The following is a 22,196-nucleotide window of genomic DNA, read 5'->3' on the forward strand; positions in this document are numbered from 1 at the left end:
CCTACTCATCCTCTTCAATACGCATCGACAGCGCGGCCGCGATGAACATCGAGATGCCGCCGAGTACCAGCATCATCACGGCGCTGCCGTTGAACACATGCGTCAGGAAATAACCCAGGCAGACGCCGGACACCACCTGCGGAATCACGATCGACATGTTGAACATGCCCATATACATGCCCATCTTCTTTGCTGGAATCTTCCCCGCGAGGATGGCATACGGCATCGACAAGGTGCTGGCCCACGCCAGCCCGACGCCGGCAAACGACAGCAGCAACATCATCGGCGACGTGATGAAGTAGATCGAGATGAAGCTGAGCCCGCCCACGACCAGCGCCAGCGCGTGCGCAGTCTTGCGGCTGGTGCGCGCGGCGATCAGCGGCAGCACGAAGGCGAAGGCGATCGAGGCCGCGTTGTAGACCGCGCCGCATACGCCCCACCAGTTGGCGCCTTCGTTGTACAGCGCGGAGCTGGTGTCGGTGGCGTGGTAGATGTGCTGCGTCAGCGTGGCCGTGCCGTAGGTCCACATCGAGAACCAGGTGAACCAGGTGAAGAACTGCACCAGCGACAATTGCACCATGATCTTCGGCATGTTGAGGTAGTCGTTGACGAAGCCGCGCAGGCCGGTAGGCGCGTGCGCCTCCGGTTCCGCCTCGGGATGGAATTGGTTCAGCTGCTCCGGCGAATATTCGCGGGTGCGCAGTACGGTCCACAACACGGCCGCCAGGTAGATCGCGCCGCCGATGTAGAAGGCATAGACCACCGAGTCCGGCGTCTTGCCGGCGGCGGCGGTGTTGGCCACGTCGAACCAGTGCGTCAGCACCCACGGCAGCGCCGAGGCGCCCACCGCACCCACGCCGATGAAGAAGGTTTGCACCGCATAGCCGGTGGTCAGCTGTTCTTTCGGCAGCAGGTCGCCGACGAAGGCGCGGAACGGCTCCATCGAAATATTGATCGCGACGTCGAGCACCAGCAGCATGGCGGCGGCGGTCCACAGCACGGTGGCGTTCGGCAAGCCCAACATGGCCAGCGTGGCCAGCACGGCGCCAATGAAGAAGTAGGGGCGGCGACGGCCCCAGCGGCCCCAGGTGCGGTCGCTCAGGTAGCCGATGATGGGTTGCACCAGCAGGCCGGCCAGCGGCGCGGCGGTCATCAGGAAGCCGATCTTGTCGAGCTCGGCGCCCATGGTCTGGAAGATGCGGGGGACGTTGCTTTGCTGGAGGGCGAAGCCGGCCTGGATGCCGAGAAAACCAAAGCTCATGTTCCAGATGGCCCAGAACGACAGCTTCGGCTTTTGCGCCGGCGCGGCGGCGGCGCCGGTTTCGGCTAGTTTCACATTTGCATGCATGAGGATCTCCGTTTTTGTTGGCGTATTATCTACTTGAAAAAGTAGTTTGGCTACAAAATGCGGAGATCCTGCACGATACTCAGTAATTCCTTTGTATCTTCGCTACATTTTAACGGCGACGCGATTCCCGTTCCGGGTCCGGGCCGTTGACCATGGCCTGGACGATGCCGTCGCGGTCGAATTCCACATGCATCACGGAATCCCACACGTTTTGTTCCTTGTAGCGATAAACCCACACGTCGCCGTCGACGCTGGCGTAGTGCACCTGCTGGGCCGGCTTGCCGAAGGTGCTGAGGATGGTTTGCTTGCTATCCTTGCGCGGTTTGACGGTGGCAAACTTCTCGCTGCTGAGCACCTGTTCGAAGGAAATCAGCTTGCCGTCCGGGCCGATGCGCGCCATATGGGTGTACTGGCCGAACGGGCCGCCGGCATATTCGAGCATGATGTCCGGGCCGTTGGCATAGGTGCCGGTGGGCTGGCCCAGCTTGGCCTTGACGGCGTCGACCGGTTCGCCGGCCGCCAGCGGAGGGGAGTTGAGGCTGGCGCAAGCGCTCAGCATGGCAGGCAAGATTGCCATAAATATCAGTTTTTTCATCACAAACCCCTCTGTAGGACCGGAAAGATAGAACAATTGTAGCCAACACAGGATACATGTGGGAGTTTTTCCGCTATACTTCCGGGTCTGGTCTTTGGATCAGTTTTTTTTGAAGTTCACGATGTGCAGGGTTACGACTCCGCGCACCGCATGTTAAAGGTAAATATCATGACCGTAGAAAACATCAACAAAGCCGCCATTATCGCGGACAACGCCCGTGGTCAAAAAGACACCGGCTCCCCAGAAGTTCAAGTTGCGCTGCTGACCGCACGCATCAACGAATTGAACGGCCACTTCAAGGCACACAGCAAGGATCACCACTCGCGTCGTGGTCTGATTATGATGGTTAACCGTCGTAAGAGCCTGCTGTCCTACCTGAAGGGCAAAGATGCTACCCGTTATCGCGATCTGATCGCTAAACTGGGTCTGCGTAAGTAATTTTTGCGTCATCCGGCTTAATCGAAATGCCTGCGCCAGTTTGCTGACGCGGGCATTTTGTCATTTTTGCCGGGAAAAACTTGCCAAGCAGAATAGCGTCTTGGCAGTGCGACATGGAATTCCTGGGTTTTAGCAGTTGCAGTAAAGACGGCAGCACTGCCGTCTGTGGTGAGGTGAACGACAGCCCCTGAAAATCTGTCGGCAAATAGAAAGGGATTACCCATGTTTAATAAAGTTACGAAAACCTTCCAGTACGGTCAACACACCGTGACGCTGGAAACCGGCGAAATCGCTCGCCAGGCCTCCGGTGCAGTTCTGGTATCGATCGAAGATACCGTGGTGCTGGCTACTGTCGTCGCACGCAAAGACGCCAAGCCAGGCCAGGACTTCTTCCCGCTGACCGTCGACTACGTTGAAAAAACCTATGCTGCCGGTAAAATCCCGGGCGGTTTCTTCAAGCGTGAAGGTCGTCCTTCGGAAAAAGAAACACTGACATCCCGCCTGATCGACCGTCCTATCCGTCCTCTGTTCCCAGAAGGCTACCTGAACGAAGTGCAAGTGATCATTCACGTGCTGTCGGTCAACCCGGAAATCGATCCAGACATCGCCGCCATGATCGGCGCATCGGCCGCCCTGTGCGTGTCGGGCGTACCGTTCAACGGCCCGGTCGGCGCAGCACGCGTCGGCTACGCCAACGGCCAGTACATCCTGAACCCTACCGTTGAACAACTGAAGACCTCGCAGATGGATCTGGTTGTCGCCGGTACCGAAACCGCCGTGCTGATGGTGGAATCGGAAGCCAAGCAACTGTCCGAAGAAATCATGCTCGGCGCGGTCGTATTCGGCCACACCGAAATGAAAGCAGTCATCGACGCGATCCACGAGCTGGTACGCGACGGCGGCAAGCCGGAAGTTGAATGGGTCCCACCAGCGAAGAACGAAGCGCTGATCGGCCGCGTTTCGCATTTCGCTGCAAGCAAAATCAACGCCGCTTACCAGACCAAAGACAAGCAAGAGCGCACCGCCAAGCTGAAGGCCGCCACCAGCGAAGTGCTGGCCGACCTGTCCGCTGAAGCCGCTGCCGCTGGCGCCGCGCCAGTCGACGCAGCCGAAGTGAACAACATCCTGTTCGACATCGAAGCCAAGATCGTCCGTACCCAGATCCTGGACGGCGAGCCACGTATCGACGGCCGCGACACCCGCACCGTTCGTCCGATCTCGATCCGTACCTCGGTGCTGCCACGCACCCACGGTTCGGCGCTGTTCACCCGCGGTGAAACGCAGGCGCTGGTGGTTGCCACCCTGGGCACCGCACGCGACAGCCAGAAGATCGATGCGCTGATGGGCGAGTTCACCGACTCGTTCATGCTGCATTACAACATGCCACCGTTCGCCACCGGCGAAACCGGCCGCGTAGGTACGCCTAAGCGCCGCGAAATCGGCCACGGCCGCCTGGCCAAGCGCGCGCTGATCGCCGCACTGCCGGCACCGGAAGAGTTCAGCTACTCCGTGCGCCTGGTGTCGGAAATCACCGAATCGAACGGTTCGTCGTCGATGGCTTCGGTCTGCGGCGGCTGCCTGGCACTGATGGACGCTGGCGTTCCAATGAAAGAGCACGTCGCCGGTATCGCGATGGGCCTGATCAAGGAAGGCGGCAAGTTCGCGGTTCTGTCGGACATCCTGGGCGATGAAGATCACCTGGGCGACATGGACTTCAAAGTAGCCGGTACCCGCAACGGTATCACCGCGCTGCAGATGGACATCAAGATCATGGGCATCACCAAGGAAATCATGCAAGTGGCGCTGGCGCAAGCCAAAGAAGGCCGCGAGCACATCCTGGGCGAAATGCAAAAAGCCATGCCGACCGTGAAGACCGAACTGTCGGACTTCGCACCGCGCCTGATCACCATCAAGATCAACCCAGAGAAGATCCGTGACGTCATCGGCAAGGGCGGCGCAGTCATCCGCGCGCTGACCGAAGAGACCGGCACCCAGATCGACATCAGCGACGAAGGCGTGGTCACCATCGCTTCCGTCGACGCTGCTGCCGGCCAGGAAGCCAAGCGCCGCATCGAAGAACTGACCGCTTCGGTCGAAGTGGGCAAGACCTACGACGGCGTGGTTCTGAAGCTGCTGGACTTCGGCGCGATCGTTCAAGTCATGCCAGGTAAAGATGGTCTGCTGCACATCTCGCAAATCGCCAACGAGCGCGTCAACGCCGTTGCCGACTACCTGAAAGAAGGCCAGGCAGTGCGCGTCAAGGTTCTGGAAACCGACGACCGCGGCCGCCTGAAACTGTCGATGAAAGCCGCTGCTGAAGAAGCCGCTGCTGCCGCTGCACAGTAATCTCAGACTAGTCTGAGCGAAAACCGCCCTGTGGCGATGCGATGGCCTTGGCCATTGCATGCGCGCAGGGCGGTTTTTTTTATTTGGCCTGGCGTTTGCTGCGCCGGGACCAAGCCAGCATTCCAAGTCCGGTCAGCATCATGGCGTAGGTTGCCGGTTCAGGCACTTGGGGCGTGGGGATGGATTGCAGTATGTCCGGCGACAGGATCATCTCAGTGCAGCTGCGGCCTTGATTTTTGCAGGCACGGGTCAGAATCTGGCCGCGGTCATTGATGTCCAGCGCTGCTTCGACCGACCAGCCCTGCGCCGGGTCGATGAAAGTGTTCAAGTCGATGACCTGGCCGTTGACATACATGAAGCCATAGCTACGGGAGCGATCCCACATGCGGCCGACAATTTGCCCGTAGTTGTTCAACGCGCTCGATTTCGATTGGAAACCATTGGGTGTCTCGATCAGCGTGGAAGTACCGTTGGCATGCACATACGCGTACGAGTTATGCGACCAACCGAAGTCGGCGTTGCCAATAATCAGTCCCGCATCGTTGATGTCGATTGCCTGGTCGGAGTTGGCGCCCGCTATCCCGCCGAGATCCACCATCTTTCCACCGGACGTTACGAAACCATGCTGCGTGCGGTCCGAAAGCGATGCCCACCCGACCACCTCGCCTTTGTTGTTGATCCCATTCGCCTCGCTTTCGAAACCGCCAAGGGTGCCGAGATCGGTTATGGTGCTTCCATCGGTACGGAAGGCGTGCATGCTCCAAATGGATTCGCCATCGTGACTCGAGATGCGGTGGGTAGTGCTGGCGACGCCCGCGCCTTGACCAACGTTGTTGAGCGCAGTGACCGAAGCGAAGCTGTTATAACTTTGGTTGAAAGAGGGCAACAGGACAGAACTGCCCTTGCTGCTTAAGATCGCGTAGCCAGAATTATGATCGCCTATCGTGCCGCCCACCACGCCCTTGTCGTTAATGACATTGGATTGATAATAAGTCGCGCCCCAGTCTGTTGCCGGCGGGGCGCTGAATTGTCCACCAATATAGGCCGAATAGCCGCCAGCCAAATCGCCGAAATTGTTTATGGATTGCCAACCCATGTATGCACCGCCTGGCGCGACGGATGCCGTATAACCAGTCGAGGCATTAGCCAGCATGGACGCGGAAACGGCCGTTAAGGCAAGTACCGAACGGAAAAACTGTAGATTGCACATAGATACCCTTTAGGAGTTAAAAGAAATATTGTCCTAAATGATATCATTTTTGTAATCATTAGTTAAATTAAAATTAACTTCCGAGAGGGGGCGACGCTGCACGCGGGCAAGTCCCGCCCCCGGCGCGGGCCGGCTACTTGCCGTCGTAAGTAACGCGGTACACACGGCCGCCGTAGTCGTCCGACACGATCATCGAACCATCCGGCAGCGTAGCCACGTCCACCGGCCGGCCCACCACTTCCTCGCCGCGCAGGAAGCCGTCGATGAAGGCTGTGTCGGTGACAACCTTGCTGTTGTACAGCGTAATGAGGCGCACGCTGTAGCCGCTCTTGGTCGTGCGGTTCCACGAACCATGCTCGGCGATGTAGACGTTGTTGCGATACGCCTCGGGGAACTGCTTGCCGGTGTAGAAGGTCAAGCCCAGCGGCGCCACGTGCGGCCCCAGCTTGGCGACCGGCGGCTCGAACTCCTCGCAGCTACGACCCTTGGCAAAGTCCGGGTCCGGCACCACGCCGCCGTGGCAGTAGGGGAAGCCGAAATGAATGCCGGCCTTGGGTGCCACGTTCAGTTCGCACGACGGCGTGTTGTCGCCCATCTCGTCGCGGCCGTTATCGGTGAACCACAGCACCTTGGTGGTCGGATGGAAGGCGAAGCCCACCGTGTTGCGCACGCCGCGCGCATATTCTTCCAGCTGGCTGCCGTCCGCATTCATGCGATAGATCTTCGCGCTCTTGGTGTCCTCGACATCGCACACATTGCACGGCGCGCCGACCGGGATGTACAGCTTGCCGTCCGGCCCGGCCTTGATGACCTTCTCGCCATGCCACTTGTCGTTCGGCAGGCTGACCTTGACCACTTCGTAGGACGGCTTCTGCGCGTAGCGCTTGTCGATATTGTCGAAGCGGATCACGCGGCTGATCTCGCCCACGTACAGCGCGCCGTTGAGCAGCGTCACGCCGATCGGGTGCTCCAGGCCTTCGGCGATGGTGACCACGTCGGCCGTCTGCTTGTCGGCGCGCGGCACCAGCGCATACACCTTGCCGGCCTTGCGCGAGCCGACGTAGACGATGCCGCTGTCCGACACCACCATGCTGCGCGCGGCGCTGACCTGGTTGGCGTAGACGCTGATGTGGAAGCCCTTCGGCAGCTTGAAGCCGCTCAGGTCGGGCACGTATTGCTGCGCCCTGGCCTCGGGCGTCAGCGCAACGGCGGGCTTGGCGGCGTTGGCAGCGATCAGGTCGGCCAGCAGCGCGATTTGCGTTGCGTTCAGGGCAGGGGACCAGGCCGGCATGTCCTTCTCCGGCACGCCCTTGCTGATGATCTTGATGAGGTTGGCCTTGGTGGGCGCACCGTGCAGCCAGGCGTGATCGCCCAGCGACGGGCCGACGGCGCCTTCCATCTTGGCGCCGTGGCAGGCGGCGCAGTTGGCCTGGTAGAGCTTTTCGGCGGCGCCGAGTTTCGGTTCGGCCGCATGGCTGACAAAGGAGGCTGCGGTCAGGCAGGCCAGGAGGGCGGCGCGGAGTGCGGGATGTTTCATGGACGATTCCTTCGAGTGGCGACACGGTATTGTGCCAGTGTCTACCAGCTATTACCATGTTGCCGATACCGCAAGCCCCATGCATGCAGGGTGTCCGGATGTACAATATTCCTTCTTTACCAACTCTCTCGCCCGCCATTCCATGATCAAACCCTTGCTGGCCGCCGTGCTCTGCGGCCTTGCCGCCTTTGCCTCCGCAAACACACCTGACGACAACTGGAACAAGCCGGTCGAACCATTCCAGATTTACGGCAACAGCTACTACGTCGGCGTAAGCAGCCTCAGTTCGGTGCTGGTGACTTCGCCGCAGGGCCATATCCTGCTGGACGGCGCCTATCCCGATTCGCCGCAACGCATCGCCGCCAGCATCCGCAAGCTGGGTTTCCGCATACAGGACGTTAAGCTGATACTGAGTTCGCACGGTCACATGGACCACGCCGGCGGCATCGCCGAACTTCAGCGCATGAGCGGCGCGACGGTGGTGGCCAGCCCCCTGACGGCTGCGGACCTGAAGCGCGGCGGCATGGCCAAGGACGATCCCCAGTTCGTCGGCAGCACGCCATTTTCCAAGGTGGCCAAGCTGCGCACGGTGCGCGATGGCGAAGCCGTCAAAGTCGGGCCGCTGACGGTGACCGCGATGTACACGCCCGGCCACACGGCGGGCGGCACCAGCTGGACGTGGAGCTCCTGCGAACAAGACCGCTGCGCCAGCATCGTGTTCGCCGACAGCATCAACCCGGTTTCCAGCGACGGCTACAAGTTCAGCGCCCATCCGGAAGTGGTGAAGCAATATGAGCAGAGCTTTGCGGCGCTGGGGCAGGCCTCGTGCGACATCATCATCGCCGTGCATCCAGAATTCTCCGGCACCTGGGACAAGCTTCAGAGCGGCAAACCGCATCCCTTGCTGGACGGGGGCGAGGGTTGCAAAGCCTACGCCAGGCAATCGCGCGACAATCTGAATCTGCGTTTGGCGAAGGAGGCAGGCAAATGATCGTGGACTTCGATGTGGCCTTCGACGGCCATGTGCTGAAGGGCGACCAGTACGTCGGCGATGGCTACAATCGCGTGCTGTATTTGCATGGCGCCGGCGCCAGCAGCCGGCGCGGCCACCATCTGCTGCGCAGCGCCTTGCAGCGGCGCGGCATCGGCAGCACCAGCTTCGATTGCATCGGCCATGGCGACACCGGCGGCACGCTGGCGCAATCGTCGGTGGCCAGCCGCACGCGCCAGGCGCAGACGGTGGCCGCTGCGCGCGGCCTGCCGGAGCCGATGGCGGTGTTCGGCGCCAGCATGGGCGCCTACAATGCGGTTCGCATGACGCAAAGCCATCGTGTCGATGCGCTGGTGCTGATCGTCCCCGGCGTCTACACGCCGTCGGCGTACGAGGTGCCGTTCGGGCCGGACTTCTCGGCCGTGATACGGCGTGAGCGCAGCTGGATCGACAGCGACGCCTGGGACATCCTGTCGCGCTTCGAAGGCCGCCTGCTGGTGATCGCCGCCGAGAACGACGCCACGATCCCGCTGGAGATCCCTGAGCGCCTGGTGGCCGCCGCGACACGCGCGCAATCGAGCCGGCTGCACGTGGTGCAGGGGGCAGAGCATAATCGCCTCTGGTCGCTGCTGGAGGAAACTCCGGCCAGCTTCGACGCTGCCGTTGATATGGTGGCCGATACGGTGAATGGCGGAAGGCAGTAGGAGTCGAACTTACAGGGGAGCGTCTGACGCCCCCCACCGGGTTTGAAGCCCGGCCCCATCACCGGATGAGTATGCCTTCCCTGGTACTACTCGCCACTGTACGACCAGGCCGCGTTGGGTCGTATCAAGTGGATGTTGCCCACGCGCCGAGTATAGCCGACGCGATCGAAGAACTCCAATATCTGTATGGCTCGCTTGCGACCCAGCCCGGTCGCGTCGCGAAACGCCGACGCCTGCACCTCCGGCAGCGACGCCACCAGTGCCGCCAGTTCGGCCAGCCGCTTTGGATGATAGAACAGATCCGGCACCAGTTGGCTGATCTCTCCCGTCTTGGAGAGCTTGAGCAGCAAGCGCCGCACCTCCGCTTCCTGCACGCCGTGGTCGCGCGACAGGTCGCGCACCCAGGGCGGATCGTATGCGCCGTCCAGCAGGGAGGCCAGCAAGGGCCTGGCCTGCGCCTGTTCCCGTTCGCTTAGTTCGACGCTGTGGCCGGGCAGGTGCAGGCTGCGGCCACGCTGCTTCAACTGGCCTGCGGCGATCAAGGTTTCGATCAACCGGCTCCACAAACGGTCCTCCATTTCCGGCGCGACGATGCGCTTGAGGTGCCACAGTTCGGGGCCGGCATCGTCCGGCGCGCGCGCGTGGAATTCGGCCAGGCCGTCCAGGATACGCGCGTCCAGCGTTTGCACTTCATCGGCGGCCAACAGCAGATGGTCGCCGCCTTGCAGCGCGACCTTGATGGTATCCGTCGGCAGGGTGATTTGATCGGCGGGCATCTGTGACAGGCGCACCAACGCTGACATGCGCAGGCCCAACGGACTTCGAGCGAGCAGCGAGGCGACGTCGCCGCTGGCGACGAAATCGGATAGCGCCTGCAACCACGCCAGCCGCGTGGCGCTGCGCCGCTTGCGCGCCGGGCCGAAGGGATCGAGCACCGTACCGCCGCCGATGGTGGCGGTGGCCTGCGCGTTGCGGATCACGAAGCGGTCGCCGGGGACTGCATGCACCGGCGCGTCCAGCACCAGTTGCACGCGGCCGGTCTGGCCCGGCGTCAGCACGTCGCTGTCCAGCATCACCACGTTCGCGGTATGGTGCGCCGCGCCCAGGTGCACGTGCAGCGGCGACCAGGGCTTCAGCGTCTGGCCGCAGTCCGGCGTAAGCGTCAGTTCTGCGTCGATGCGCTCGGAACAGCTGGCGAGCGCCGGAGCGACGACCCAGCTGCCGCGCTGTATCTCTTCCTTCGACACACCGCTTAAATTCAACGCCAGCCGCTGCCCTGCGCGGCCGCTGTCGGCGCTGCGGTTCTGCGCGTGGATGCTGCGCACGCGCGCCTGCTGTCCGCCCGGCGCCAGTTGCAGCACGTCGCCGACGCGGACGCTGCCCGCCAGCGCCGTGCCGGTGACGATGGTGCCCTGGCCGGACAAGGTGAACACGCGGTCCACACCAAGCCGGAACAGGCGCCGTTCGTCGCTGGCCGGCAGCGCCGCCGCCATCAGCGCCAGATGTCGCAGCAAAGCCTGCACGCCGGCGTCTGCGGCCGCGCTGGCATTGGTGCGGAAGATCGGCGCGTCGGCAAAGTCGGTCGCCGCCAGCAGCGTCTCGATGTCCCGCTCCACCTGCTCCACGCGCGACGCATCGACACGGTCTATCTTGGTCAGGGCCACGGCGCCGCGCCGCACGCCCAGCAGGCGCAGGATGGCGAGGTGTTCCAGCGTCTGCGGCATGATGCCGTCGTCGGCGGCGATCACCAGCAGCGCGGCGTCGATACCGGTGACGCCTGCCGCCATGGTGCGGATGAATTTTTCGTGGCCCGGCACGTCGATCACGCCGAGGATCTCTCCGTTCTCAAGCGGTGCGTAGGCGTAACCGAGTTCGATCGATATGCCGCGCGCTTTTTCTTCCTTCAACCGGTCGGTGTCGACGCCGGTGAGCGCGCGCGTCAGCGTGGTCTTGCCGTGGTCGATGTGGCCTGCCGTGCCGACGATCATACGGTCAGCAGCGCCAGTTGGTCGGTGAAGCGCTGGCGCTGGTGGTCGTCCAGGCAGCGCAGGTCCAGCCACAAGGCGTCCTGCGCAACGCGGCCGATGACCGGCAGCGGCAATGCGCGCAGGCGCTGTTCCAGCACGCCCAGCGCGTTGCTGATGCGTCCCGCTGCGGCGGCGCGTATCACCAGGCCGTGACTGGGCAGCCGGTCGACGGGCAGGGCGCCGCTGCCGATCTGGCTCATCATCGGCTCGCTGCAGACTTCATAGCCTGCGCCCAGCGCCGCCTGCAATGGCGGCAGCAGCGCCTGCGCCAGCTCGCGCATGGCGGCGGCGGGGCGGGTCAGCAGCTTGAGTGTGGTCAGGCGTTCAGGCAGCAGGTCCGGCGCTCGGTACAGCGCGAGCACCGGCTCCAGCGCCGCCAGCGTCAGTTTGCCGACGCGCAGTGCGCGCTTGAGCGGATTTTTCTTGATCTGCGCGATCAGGTCGGCGCGGCCAACGATGATGCCGCACTGCGGACCGCCCAACAGCTTGTCGCCGCTGAAGGTGACCAGGTCCGCGCCACCGGCGATGGTTTCGCGCACCGTGGTTTCGTGGGGCAGGCCGTATTGTTCCAGGTCGACCAGCGTCCCGCTGCCCAGGTCCACCGCCAGCGGGATGTTGTGCTTCTTCGCCAGCGGCGCCAGCTCCGGCAGCTCGACGCTCTTGGTGAAGCCGGTGATGGCGTAGTTACTGCAATGGACCTTCATCAGCAGCGCGGTCTGCGCTTCGGCCGCTTCGGCGTAGTCTTTCAGATGCGTGCGGTTGGTGCTGCCCACTTCGCGCAGCACGGCGCCGGCGCGGATCATGATGTCCGGGATGCGGAAGGCGCCGCCGATTTCCACCAGTTCGCCGCGCGAGACGATGACCTCCTTGCCTTGCGCGATCGTGTTCAGCATCAGCAGCACGGCGGCCGCATTGTTGTTGACGATGGTGGCCGCTTCGGCGCCGGTCAGTTCCAGCAGCAGCTCTTCGACCAGGTTGTCGCGGTCGCCGCGCTTGCCGGTGTCGATGTCCCACTCCAGGTTCATCGGCCAGCGCAGCGCTTCGGCGACGGCCTGCACCGCGCTGTCGGGCAGCAGGGCGCGGCCAAGGTTGGTGTGCAGGACGGTGCCGGTCAGATTGAAGACCGGCCGCAGCGGCGAACGGTTGGTGTCGCGCAGGCGTTCGGCCAGCATCGCCAGCAAGGCGGGGATGCCGGTGTCGCCGGCGACTGGCATGCCGTCGCGGCGGCTGGCCAGCATCATGCTGCGCAGTTCGGCCAGAAGCATGCGGGCGGCTTCCAGCGTCTGCACGCGGCCGTATTCGGCGATCAGCGGCGCACACGCGGCGTCCGACAGGATCAGGTGGACGGCGGGCAGGTGGATGGAGCCCGCTGCGGTTGCCGCGCCCATGTCTGCGGTGTCGCCGCTCATTCGGCGTTGAACCACAACAGGGGATTGCCGCTCGCGCGGGCGTAGCCGGCTTCGCCCACCAGCAGGTCCAGCGCCAGGCTGGCCAGGTCGTCGGCCAGCGGTTCGACGTTGTAGTCGTGCTCCTGGTTGAAGATCTTGCGATAGGTACGGCAGTCGTCGCAGGTTTCGGCGCGTGCCACCTTGCTTGGGTCATTGGCCTTGTTGACGATCTCCGGTGTGGCGTCGGCGGCGTCGGCCGGCTCGATGCTCTGGTAGGCGATGCGCGCCGTATGCTCGCAGCACGAGCACTTGACCCGCACCATGTGCCACTCGCTGGCGCAGCAGCTGCACTGCAGGTAGCGATAACCCTGCGATTGTCCGCCGATGCGGATCACGCTGGCCACAGGATGCGCGCCGCACACGGGGCATAGCGTATTGGTCACCAGCGGTTGCACGCGCTGCGCGTCCAGCTGGCCGGCGCGCATGCTCCACATGACCTGCAACGCCGCCGCCACGAACGGCGCGTGTAGCGGATTCACGCCGTCGGTCAGCTCCGACAGCACGGCGTCGGCGCAGCCTTCCAGCTCCGCGCTGTCGAGCGAGCGCAGTTCGGCCAGCACCGTGGCAATCTGCGGCTGGCCTTCCGCCAGCGTATCGAGTTGATCGAGCAGGGCGTCGAACACCGAGCGCCACGACGGCGGCCGCGCGCCGCTGACGGGCAGCGGCGGCATATTGTGTTCGAGCGAGACGTCGATGTCGGCGGCGTCGGGCAGGGCGAAGGCCTCTGCCGGAAGGGCGAGCGCCACGGCGGCCTGCGCGTCGACCAGCGCCGCCATCAGCAGCAGGTAGCCGCGCAGCGTTTCGCCGACGGGGATACCTTTGATTTCATTTTTGGCAAGTTGGCGCAGGCGGGCGGCGCGCGTGGAGAACAGGCTGCGCGGCTGCGGCAGCAGCAGGCGCGGTATGGCGTTGTGATCGAGCGCTTCGATCTCGCCGGGGGCAAGCAGACGTTGTACCAAGATGTCTCCCAGATTGCCGGCGGCGACGGAGCCGCCGGCCCGGAGACTATTCTAATCCTAAATTGCTGAGCTAATCACGCGATTTTCGGGCGACCTCCTCGAACCAGCGCGGGTGATGTTTGCGCGCCCACCCGTAAGTCACGGTGCCGCGCACCATGGCGCCGATCGAACCCTTCACCCACACGCCCGCGTAGATGTGGACGACGATGGAGCAGATGATCACAAACGCACAGAAGGCGTGCAGCAGCGCGGCGAAGCGCACGATCTCGATCGGGAAGTAGAACGCGAAGTAGGCCCGCCAGATCACCACGCCCGACAGCAGCAGCCCGCACATGCAGAAGATCAGCACATAGAACAGCAGCTTCTGTCCCGCGTTGTAGCGGCCCACCTTGGGCAGCTTGTCTTCGCGGTTGTTGACGACGTCGCCGATTTGATCCAGCCACTGCCTGTCGCCCGGCTCGAACTTATTGTGATGCCAGAAACGCATCACCAGCAGCGCGAACGACACGAACATCACCAGCCCGATAAACGGATGCAGGATGCGCGTCCATTGGCCGCCGCCCAGGAACACCGCCATCCACGCCGTCGCCGGATGGAACATGGCCAGCCCGGACACCGCCAGCAGGATGAAGCAGATGGCCGTTACCCAGTGGTTGCTGCGCTCATTGGGCGTATAGCGTTCGATCAGCGGATTGCCGTCCTTGTCGCGATTTGGCGTGCTCATTTTTCGCTCTCCCGGATGCGGTTGGCCTCATGCAGTGCCTCGGCTTCCTCCTCCTTGCTGACCTCATTCGGACCGACGCGCGAATAGTGGAACCAGCCTGCCAGCGCGGTGACGGCGATGCCGGCCAGCGCCAGGGGCTTGGTCAAGCCTTTCCACAGTCCGACCATCGGGCTGATGCTCGGATTCGCTTTCAGGCCGTGGTACAGGCCCGGTTGGTCCGCGTGGTGCAGCACATACATCACATGCGTGCCGCCGACGCCTGCCGGGTCGTACAAGCCCGCGTTGGCGTAGCCGCGCGACTTCAGGTCCTCGATACGCTCCTCCGCATGCTCTTTCATGTCCTCCTTGGTGCCGAAGACGATGGCGCCGGTAGGGCAGGTCTTGACGCAGGCCGGTTCCTGGCCCACCGCCACGCGGTCCGAACAGAGCGTGCACTTGTAGGCGCGGTCGTCCTTCTTGGAGATACGCGGCACGTCGAACGGACAGCCGGCCACGCAGTAGCCGCAGCCGATGCAGTTCTCCTGATGGAAGTCGACGATGCCGTTGGTGTACTGGACGATGGCGCCCGGCGCGGGACAGGCCTTCAGGCAGCCCGGGTCCTCGCAGTGCATGCAGCCGTCTTTGCGTATCAGCCATTCCAGGTTGCCGTCGTTGGTCTCGTGTTCCGAGAAGCGCATCACGGTCCATGATTGCGGCGACAGGTCGATCGGGTTGTCGTACACGCCGGTGGTCTCGCCGATGTCGTCGCGCAGGTCGTTCCATTCCATGCAGGCGGTCTGGCAGGCCTTGCAGCCTATGCACTTCGACACGTCGATCAACTTGGCGACGGTGCCGGTGACAGGCGTGCGCGCCACCGGTTCCTGCACCGTCGTCGCCGACATGCGCTTGATATCAAGGGATTGTAGTGCCATGGTCATTCTCCTCGGGCCGTCATGCTTTTTCCACTTTCACCAGGAAGGACTTGAATTCCGGTGTCTGTGAATTGCCGTCACCAACCGTCGGCGTGAGGGTGTTGATCAGGTAGCCCGGTTTGGTGACTCCCTTGAACCCGAAGTGGATCGGCAGTCCGACCTGGTGGGTCTTCTTGCCGTCGATGATGAGCGCCTTGATACGCTTGGTCACCACGGCTTTCGCCACGATGTGCCCGCGCTTGGAGCTGACCTTGACGCGGTCGCCGTGCTCCACGCCTAGTTCCTTGCCGAGCTCCTCGCCGATCTCGACGAATTGCTCCGGCTGGATAATGGCGTTCAGGCGCGCGTGCTTGGTCCAGTAGTGGAAATGCTCCGTCAGGCGGTAGCTGGTGGCCACGTGCGGGAACTCCGCCACCTTGCCCAGCTTGGCCCTGTCGTTCGGGAACATGCGGGCGGCGGGATTGCTGGTGGCGCGCGCATTGGTCGGATGCAGCGGGTTGTGGCCGATCGGCGACTCGAACGGCTCGTAGTGCTCGGGGAAGGGACCCTCGGCCATGGCGTCGCGCGAGAAGAAGCGCGCCACGCCTTCGGCCAGCATGATGAAGGGACCCATGCCGTTTTCGGGCGGCTCGTCCGCCTTGAAGTCGGGAATGTCGGCGCCGGCCCAGTTGCTGCCGTTCCAGCTCACCAGCTTACGCGTGGGATCCCACGGTTTGCCTTTCGGATCGCACGAGGCGCGGTTGTACAGGATGCGGCGGTTGGCCGGCCAGGCCCAGGCCCAGTTCAGCGTCTGGCCGATGCCGCTCGGGTCGGAGTTGTCGCGCCGTCCCATCTGGTTGCCGGCGGCGGTCCAGCAGCCGGCGAAGATCCAGCAGCCGCAAGCCGTGCTGCCGTCGTCGCGCAATTGCGCGAAGCCTGCCACCTGCTCGTTCTTCTTCAGGATGACTTTCGTCGGGTCCTTCGGATCGGTGAGTTCCTTCAACGCCTTGCCGTTGTACTCCATCGCCAGTTCTTCCGGCGTTGGGCTGTACGGCTTGGCGTAGGGCCAGGTCAGGTTGACGATCGGGTCGGGGAATTTGCCGCCGTCGGCCTGGTACGCCTTTTTGATGCGCAGGAAGATGCCGGACATGATCTCCAGGTCGCTCCTGGTCTGTCCCGGGCCGTCGGCCCCTTGCCAGTGCCATTGCAGCACGCGCGAGGAGCTCACCAGCGAGCCGCGTTCCTCGGCGAAGCAGGTGGTCGGCAGACGGAAAACCTCGGTCTGGATCTTGCTCGGATCGACCTGGTGGAACTCGCCGAAGGGGCGCCAGAACTCCGCCGTTTCCACGGCGAGGGGATCCATCACCACCAGGAACTTCAGCTTGGACAAGGCTTCCGTGATTTTCTGCTTGTCCGGCGCCGAGGCCAGGATGTTGAAGCCCTGGCAGATGTAGCCGTTCATTTTCCCTTGATGCATAAGCTCGAAGGCCTGCATCATGTCGTAGGGCTTGTCCAGCTTGGGCAGATAGTCGAAGGCGTAGTTGTTCTCCTCCGTCGCCGCGTCGCCCCACCAGCACTTCATGAAGCTGACCAGGAACTTCCTGGCGTTGCTGTAGTAGCTGAGCTGATTCGGACGCAAAGGCTTCAGCGCGCGCTTGGCGGCGTAGGCTTCGAAGTCCTGCTCCGCTTCGCCGGGCAGCGTCAGGTAGCCGGGCAGCATATTGGTCAGCAGCCCCAGGTCCGTCAGGCCCTGGATGTTGGAGTGGCCGCGCAGCGCGTTCATGCCGCCGCCGGCGATGCCGATGTTCCCCAGCAGGAGCTGCACCATGGCGCCGGTGCGCAGCGTTTCCGCGCCGGTGGAGTGCTGCGTCCAGCCCAGCGCATACAGGATGGTGGCGGCGCGGCCCGGAACGGCGGTCGATGCCAGCATCTCGGCGACTTTGAGGAATTTTTCCGGCGGCACGCCGCAGGCTTTTTCCACCATCGCCGGCGTGTAGCGCGCGTAGTGCTTCTTCATCAGCTGGTACACGCAGCGCGGATGCTCGAGCGTGGCGTCGATCTTGGCAAAGCCGTCGTCGCCCATCTCGTAGTTCCAGCTGCTCTTGTCCGTGTACTTGCCGACCTTTTCGTCGTAGCCCGAATACAGGCCGTCGTTAAAGGCGAAGTCCTCGCGCACGATGAAGGGCATGTCCGTGTAGTTGCGGACGTATTCGTGCTGTATCTTGTCGTTCGTGAGCAGGTAGTTGATGATCCCGCCGAGGAAGACGATGTCCGCGCCGGTACGGGTAGGGACGTAGTAGTCCGCCACCGAAGCGGTACGGGTAAAGCGCGGATCGACCACGATCAACTTGGCGCCGCGATGCGCCTTCGCTTCCGTGACCCATTTAAAGCCGCAAGGGTGTGCTTCTGCTGCGTTACCGCCCATGACCAGGATGACATCAGCGTTCTTGATGTCTACCCAGTGATTCGTCATCGCACCACGTCCAAATGTCGAGGCAAGACCTGCCACCGTCGGACCGTGTCATACACGCGCTTGATTGTCGAATGCCAGCATGCCCAGACTGCGCATGGTTTTATGGGTTAAGTAGCCTACCTCGTTGGTGCTCGCCGACGCGCACAGCATGCCGGTGGTGGTCCAGCGGTTGACGGTCTTGCCGTCCGCCGTCTTGTCGATGAAATTGGCGTCGCGATCGGCCTTCATCAACTTGGCGATGCGGGTCAGCGCGTCATCCCAGGACATCTTGCTCCATTCGGTCGCACCGGGCGCGCGGTACTCGGGCACCATCAGGCGATTTTCGGAGTGGATGAAATCGATGAGGCTCGCGCCTTTGGGACACAGCGTGCCGCGGTTGACCGGATGGTCGGCGTCACCCTCGATGTGGATGATGCTGGCCTTGGCGTTCTTGGCGCCGTCGCCCAGACCGTACATGAGAATCCCGCAGCCTACGGAGCAGTAGGGGCAGGTGTTACGGGTTTCGGTGCTGCGCGCCAGCTTGTACTGCCGGACTTCGGCCAGGGCCGATGCCGGCGCAAAGCCTAGGAGCGCGATGCTCGAACCCGCGATGGTCGCGCCAGTCACCCGAAGGAACTGACGCCTGGTCATCTGGTTCATGGGGTAAGCCTCTCATATTATGAAAAGACCTACCAAGTCTATCACTATAAAAAAGGGAGCCTCGTAACGAATTGAATCGGATGTTGTGTTTTCGGCAGCCGAAGGCCTTCAGTGCTGGTTTAAAAGGCAAGCTTGCACCGGCATTACTTCGGCATATGGCAGGCGCGCAGGCCGGCATAGTCGTAGTAGTGGCTTGCAGGGGCAATCTTCGCCTGCTCGCAGCCACGCTTGAAGTCCATCTCCTTCTCGTTGTACAGCATGCGGACCAGCGTGCGGCCCTGGTCATTGGTGTAGACATCCCACTGGATGTTGGCCGCCATCGGCGCGACGATATCTCCGCGCCAGTTGCTGTTGCTGTAACTGTAGGTCGTCGCGCGCGGCAGCTGCTCGGACATGCCGGGCAGGCCAAGGATGGCCGCCATCGGGATGATGATCTCGGCGTGGGCGAAGCGCAGCTTGGCGGCGTGCGACAGATCGCCCTTGGCGACTGCATCCACCTCGTTGAAAAAATCGTCGAGCAGTGTTTGTGCCATGCGGTAGTTGACGCTGCCGTTTTCGCTGATGCCGGGCCCCTTGCTGTAGAAGGCGAGGGCGTCTTCTGTGGCCGCGAACACTGCCGCCTGCTGCGCTGGCATGTAGCTGGAGAAGTCGGCTTTCAGTTCGGCCTTCATGTCGGCGGCGGCCGCGTACAGGTCGTAGAGTGCTTGAGCTGCGTCGATTGCGGATTTGATCTCGGTGTCGCCGTCGCCGGTCAGCTTGTTGGTGAACTGCTTGTCGGCGCTGGTGTAGCTATGGGTGCCGGTGTTGGCAGCGCTGTAGCGGCCCTGATCCAGTCCTTCGATAAAGGATGGCGTGAACAGGCGCCCCAGTACCGCCTTGGCGGCCGCCGCAACCTGCGGCTGCACCAGCAGGGCGGCTTCGCGCGCGCGTAGTTCGTCGCTCCTGGCCCAGGCCTGGTATTCCTGGCTGGCCTGATAAGTGGTGCGCAGTGGATCGCTATCGTCGGCCACCAGATCCTGCTTCGCGCTCAGTTTGTGGAAGTAGAGCAGGAAGCGGTCGGTGCCTGCCGGGCGGCTGTCGTGATTCGTTTCGCCGCGCGGCGCCAACGATGGCGGACGCACGATCAGCGCTTGCAGATTGGGTTGCTGCGCCACCAGCGATCCGGCGAAATAATCGCCGCTGTCGACGGCACGGTCCTTGCCGGAGGTGACGAGCAGGATCTGGCGCGGCCGTGTGTCTGCGGCGGCGTTGCGGAACAGCTGCGGCAGGCGGCGATACATGCGCTCTGCGAGCTGCTTGTGCTCCGTCACCCCCTGCATGGTCTCGTTGCCGTAGCCTGGCCTGGTGATGCCGGCCACGCCATAGCCCAATAGGGCGTTGGCCTTCATCATTTGCTGCAGGTCTTCGCCGAGGTGAATGCCCAGCGGCGTCAAGGCTTTCTCCTTGCTGGCCAGCTGCCACAGGTTGTAGAGCGCCAAGTCGGTCTTCATGCTGCTCAAGCCGCGCGACCCATGCCGCGCCAGCAGCTGGGTGTAGACCGCGCGGTAGCCTTGCGGCGGGGCTTCGTAGCTGGCGCTGGCCTGCTGCGGTTGATACGGCGTCTTGGTTTGATAGTACTGATCGCCGGCAGCGTTCAACATCAACAGGGACAGCGCGGCGCCTGCCGCAATACGTGGTGGTTTCATATCTTAGAAGTCTACGCGAACGTTCACGCTGGCGGTACGCGGCGAGCCGACGTTCAGGTAGTTCTCCTGATAGTAGGTCCAGTATTTGCGGTTGGCGATGTTCGAGATGTTGGCGCGCACGCTGACCATCTTGCCGAAGTAACGGTGACGGTAGTTGAAGCCCGCATCGAACAAGGTGTAGGCCGGCAGCGTGTTGACGTTGGCAGCATCCATCGGCAGCTCGCCCAGGTACTGGGTGCCGGCATGCAGCGCCAGGCCTGGCAGCACTTCGCGCCAGGTCGCCTGCACCGAAACCTGGCGGCGCGGGGCGCCGACCGCACGCTTGCCGCTGTAGCCGGCGGCGGCGTTTTCCAGCGTCGCATCCAGCAGCATCAGGCCACCTTCGATCGACAGGTTTTTAGCCGCCTGCACCACGGTGTTGAATTCCACGCCCTGGTATTTGGATTCGCCGTCTGCCACGAAGACATTGCCGGCATTGGTGTACTGCGCGCCGCGCTTGATGTGGAACAGCGCCGCGCTGGCGTTCCAGTAGCTGCGTTCCGTCTTGATGCCGACTTCGGCCTGCTTGCTCTTCAGCGGGGCGAAGGTCTGGTTGGCGTTGACGGTGGACGTCGGCGCGCTGGAAGCCTGCTCCATCGCCTCGACATAGCTGCCGTAGACGGTGGTGTCGGCGGCCGGCTTGTACATCAGCGCCACGGTCGGCGTGGTGCGCTGCGCCGGGTAGTTGGCGATGACCGCGCCCTTGGTGGAATAGGCGTTGTCGTTGTAGCGGGTGTAGCGGGCGCCGGCCAGCACCGACCAGTTGTCGGTCAGCTTGACGGTGTCGCTGGCGAAGGCTGCGTCCTGGCGGGTCGCTTCGTCGCGGTAGGTGCCGCCGCTCCAGTTGATGCTGTCGACGTTGATGATGGTCGGCGCATACAGGTTGCCGGTGCCCATATAGTTTTTCGGTGTCACCACGGAGGAGGTCGACGACAGGTTCTGCGAGGTCACGCCGGCGACGATTTCATGCGCCAGGCCGAAGGCGTTGACCTTGCCTTCGAAGCTGGCCTGCGCCTGGTCAAAGTGGTAGCCGTGCAGCTCGGAGGTGACGCGGTCCTTGTAGTCGCCCTTGTTGCTGGTGATGTAGTACTGGTCCTTTTTATACACGCGGGTCGAGTTCGACGTGCGGTAGGAAAGGTTCGCCATCCATTCTGGGCTCAGGCGGTATTCCATGCCGACGGTGGACAGCGCGAATTCGACGTCGCTGCCGGCGCCGATGCTGTTCAATTTACTGTCGCCGGCGATCGGCTTCGGCACCACGTACAACGGCGAGATCACCACATCGGTGCCGCCTACGCTTTTGCGGCGCTGGTAGATCGCATCGTAGGTGATCGCCACGTCGTTGGTGACGCGCCATTCCAGGTTGATGCCCGCAGCGTTACGCTTGATGGAGCCACTTTCTTCCTGCACGCCGCCGTCTTCATGCAGCAAATTCAGACGGTAGCCGAAGCCGCCTTCATCGCCCAGGAGGCCGCCGGTGTCGATATGCTCCTTGATCGCGCCGCCTTCCTGGTAGCCCAGCGCAGCGCTGAAGCTCCTGTCGGTGGTGGGACGCTTGCTGACGTAGTTGACGATGCCGCCCGGCGAACCGAAGCCGTACATAAAGCCGGTCAGGCCTTTCAGTACTTCCACGCTCTCGAACATTTCCAACGGCATTTCGGTGCCGCGGTTGACGTTGGCGAGGCCGTTGATCTTGTAGCCGTTCAGGTCATCGAGGCGCAGGCCACGCATCTGGATGGTGGCCGGGTGGGTGCTGATCGGTGGGCTGATGGCGGTGACCGAGGCGTCGTACTTCAGTACTTCGGAGATGCTGGTGGCCAGGCGGTCTTCGATTTCGTCGCTGCTGACGGCCTTGGTGGAGAAGGGGGTATCGAGTTCCGACTTGCGTCCCAGTGCGCCGCCACTGACGCTGTCGTCCAGTTTTTTCTTTTCCACCGTCGCCTTGATGACGACCTTGGACAGCGCGCCTTCGCCGTCTTCTGTGGCGAAGGCCGCGCCGTGCAGCACGCACAGGCCGGCGGCCGCGAGGGCCAGGTGCAAACGGGATTTAACGAAAGGGGTAGGGTGCATGAGAACCTAAAGAAGAGGGGCGATATAAAGCCCGCAATCTTATCGATCTTGTATGGCAACCGTATGACGGTCC

16 protein-coding genes and 1 tRNA gene are annotated in these 22,196 nt (G+C 62.9%); 4 read left to right on the forward strand and 13 right to left on the reverse strand.

The features are described from left to right. Position 1: 1 nt before the first annotated feature. Both D0T21_RS00965 and D0T21_RS00970 read right to left on the reverse strand, forming a co-directional pair. The gene (locus tag D0T21_RS00965) at positions 2 to 1,348 is read right to left on the reverse strand and encodes an MFS transporter (protein WP_116988004.1); all 1,347 of its coding nucleotides are present in this window, start codon (positions 1,346 to 1,348) and stop codon (positions 2 to 4) included. Positions 1,349 to 1,457: 109 nt separating this feature from the next. Next, a complete protein-coding gene (locus D0T21_RS00970; protein ID WP_229211283.1) occupies positions 1,458 to 1,925 on the reverse strand; it encodes a hypothetical protein in 468 nt (155 codons plus the stop codon). A 186-nt stretch (positions 1,926 to 2,111) separates the two neighbouring features. Here D0T21_RS00970 and rpsO point away from each other — a divergent pair, with 186 nt between their 5' ends. Together rpsO and pnp are read left to right on the forward strand one after the other, a co-directional pair. Further along, positions 2,112 to 2,381 carry a 30S ribosomal protein S15 gene (gene rpsO / locus D0T21_RS00975; RefSeq protein WP_008450438.1) on the forward strand — a complete coding sequence of 90 codons (270 nt, stop codon included), beginning with the start codon at positions 2,112 to 2,114 and terminating at the stop codon, positions 2,379 to 2,381. A gap of 222 nt (positions 2,382 to 2,603) precedes the next feature. Then, positions 2,604 to 4,727, forward strand: a complete 2,124-nt coding sequence (pnp, locus tag D0T21_RS00980; RefSeq protein WP_116988006.1) for a polyribonucleotide nucleotidyltransferase — start codon at positions 2,604 to 2,606, stop codon at positions 4,725 to 4,727. Between the two features lie 79 nt (positions 4,728 to 4,806). Here pnp and D0T21_RS00985 read toward each other — a convergent pair whose 3' ends face one another. Both D0T21_RS00985 and D0T21_RS00990 read right to left on the reverse strand, forming a co-directional pair. Next, positions 4,807 to 5,823 carry a DUF3466 family protein gene (locus D0T21_RS00985; RefSeq protein ID WP_158567944.1) on the reverse strand — a complete coding sequence of 339 codons (1,017 nt, stop codon included), beginning with the start codon at positions 5,821 to 5,823 and terminating at the stop codon, positions 4,807 to 4,809. 247 nt (positions 5,824 to 6,070) lie between these two features. Continuing rightward, positions 6,071 to 7,474: a PQQ-dependent sugar dehydrogenase gene (locus tag D0T21_RS00990; RefSeq protein ID WP_116988008.1), complete on the reverse strand. Its 1,404-nt coding sequence runs from the start codon at positions 7,472 to 7,474 to the stop codon at positions 6,071 to 6,073. A gap of 142 nt (positions 7,475 to 7,616) precedes the next feature. On the opposite strand from D0T21_RS00990, the gene bla reads away from it, so the two are divergent. Together bla and D0T21_RS01000 are read left to right on the forward strand one after the other, a co-directional pair. Continuing rightward, positions 7,617 to 8,465, forward strand: coding sequence for a subclass B3 metallo-beta-lactamase (gene bla, locus D0T21_RS00995; protein WP_199538377.1), 849 nt, complete (start codon positions 7,617 to 7,619; stop codon positions 8,463 to 8,465). Beyond that, on the forward strand, positions 8,462 to 9,169 hold the full coding sequence (locus D0T21_RS01000) for an alpha/beta fold hydrolase (RefSeq protein ID WP_116988009.1): 708 nt from the start codon (positions 8,462 to 8,464) through the stop codon (positions 9,167 to 9,169). The genes bla and D0T21_RS01000 overlap by 4 nt, the downstream gene beginning before the upstream one ends. Here D0T21_RS01000 and D0T21_RS01005 read toward each other — a convergent pair. From D0T21_RS01005 to D0T21_RS01045, 9 genes are all read right to left on the reverse strand, one after another. Continuing rightward, positions 9,154 to 9,249: transfer RNA gene (locus D0T21_RS01005), tRNA-Sec, on the reverse strand. The two genes, D0T21_RS01000 and D0T21_RS01005, sit on opposite strands and share 16 nt — an antisense overlap. A gap of 6 nt (positions 9,250 to 9,255) precedes the next feature. Next, on the reverse strand, positions 9,256 to 11,157 hold the full coding sequence (gene selB, locus D0T21_RS01010; RefSeq protein WP_116988010.1) for a selenocysteine-specific translation elongation factor: 1,902 nt from the start codon (positions 11,155 to 11,157) through the stop codon (positions 9,256 to 9,258). Further along, the gene (selA, locus tag D0T21_RS01015; protein ID WP_116988011.1) at positions 11,154 to 12,605 is read right to left on the reverse strand and encodes an L-seryl-tRNA(Sec) selenium transferase; all 1,452 of its coding nucleotides are present in this window, start codon (positions 12,603 to 12,605) and stop codon (positions 11,154 to 11,156) included. Before selA ends, selB begins: the two co-directional genes overlap by 4 nt. Further along, positions 12,602 to 13,603: a formate dehydrogenase accessory protein FdhE gene (gene fdhE, locus D0T21_RS01020; protein ID WP_116988012.1), complete on the reverse strand. Its 1,002-nt coding sequence runs from the start codon at positions 13,601 to 13,603 to the stop codon at positions 12,602 to 12,604. The genes selA and fdhE overlap by 4 nt, the downstream gene beginning before the upstream one ends. A gap of 70 nt (positions 13,604 to 13,673) precedes the next feature. After that, positions 13,674 to 14,327: a formate dehydrogenase subunit gamma gene (locus tag D0T21_RS01025; protein WP_116988013.1), complete on the reverse strand. Its 654-nt coding sequence runs from the start codon at positions 14,325 to 14,327 to the stop codon at positions 13,674 to 13,676. Beyond that, positions 14,324 to 15,238, reverse strand: a complete 915-nt coding sequence (gene fdxH, locus D0T21_RS01030) for a formate dehydrogenase subunit beta (protein WP_116989306.1) — start codon at positions 15,236 to 15,238, stop codon at positions 14,324 to 14,326. Before fdxH ends, D0T21_RS01025 begins: the two co-directional genes overlap by 4 nt. Before the next feature lie 19 nt (positions 15,239 to 15,257). Next, positions 15,258 to 18,329, reverse strand: coding sequence for a formate dehydrogenase-N subunit alpha (gene fdnG / locus D0T21_RS01035; RefSeq protein ID WP_116988014.1), 3,072 nt, complete (start codon positions 18,327 to 18,329; stop codon positions 15,258 to 15,260). A 143-nt stretch (positions 18,330 to 18,472) separates the two neighbouring features. Next, a complete protein-coding gene (locus tag D0T21_RS01040; RefSeq protein ID WP_199538378.1) occupies positions 18,473 to 20,014 on the reverse strand; it encodes a histidine-type phosphatase in 1,542 nt (513 codons plus the stop codon). Between the two features lie 3 nt (positions 20,015 to 20,017). Continuing rightward, positions 20,018 to 22,123: a TonB-dependent siderophore receptor gene (locus D0T21_RS01045; RefSeq protein ID WP_116988016.1), complete on the reverse strand. Its 2,106-nt coding sequence runs from the start codon at positions 22,121 to 22,123 to the stop codon at positions 20,018 to 20,020. Positions 22,124 to 22,196: the final 73 nt, after the last annotated feature.

Source organism: Duganella sp. BJB476 (assembly GCF_003416895.1).
Taxonomy (GTDB): domain Bacteria; phylum Pseudomonadota; class Gammaproteobacteria; order Burkholderiales; family Burkholderiaceae_D; genus Rugamonas.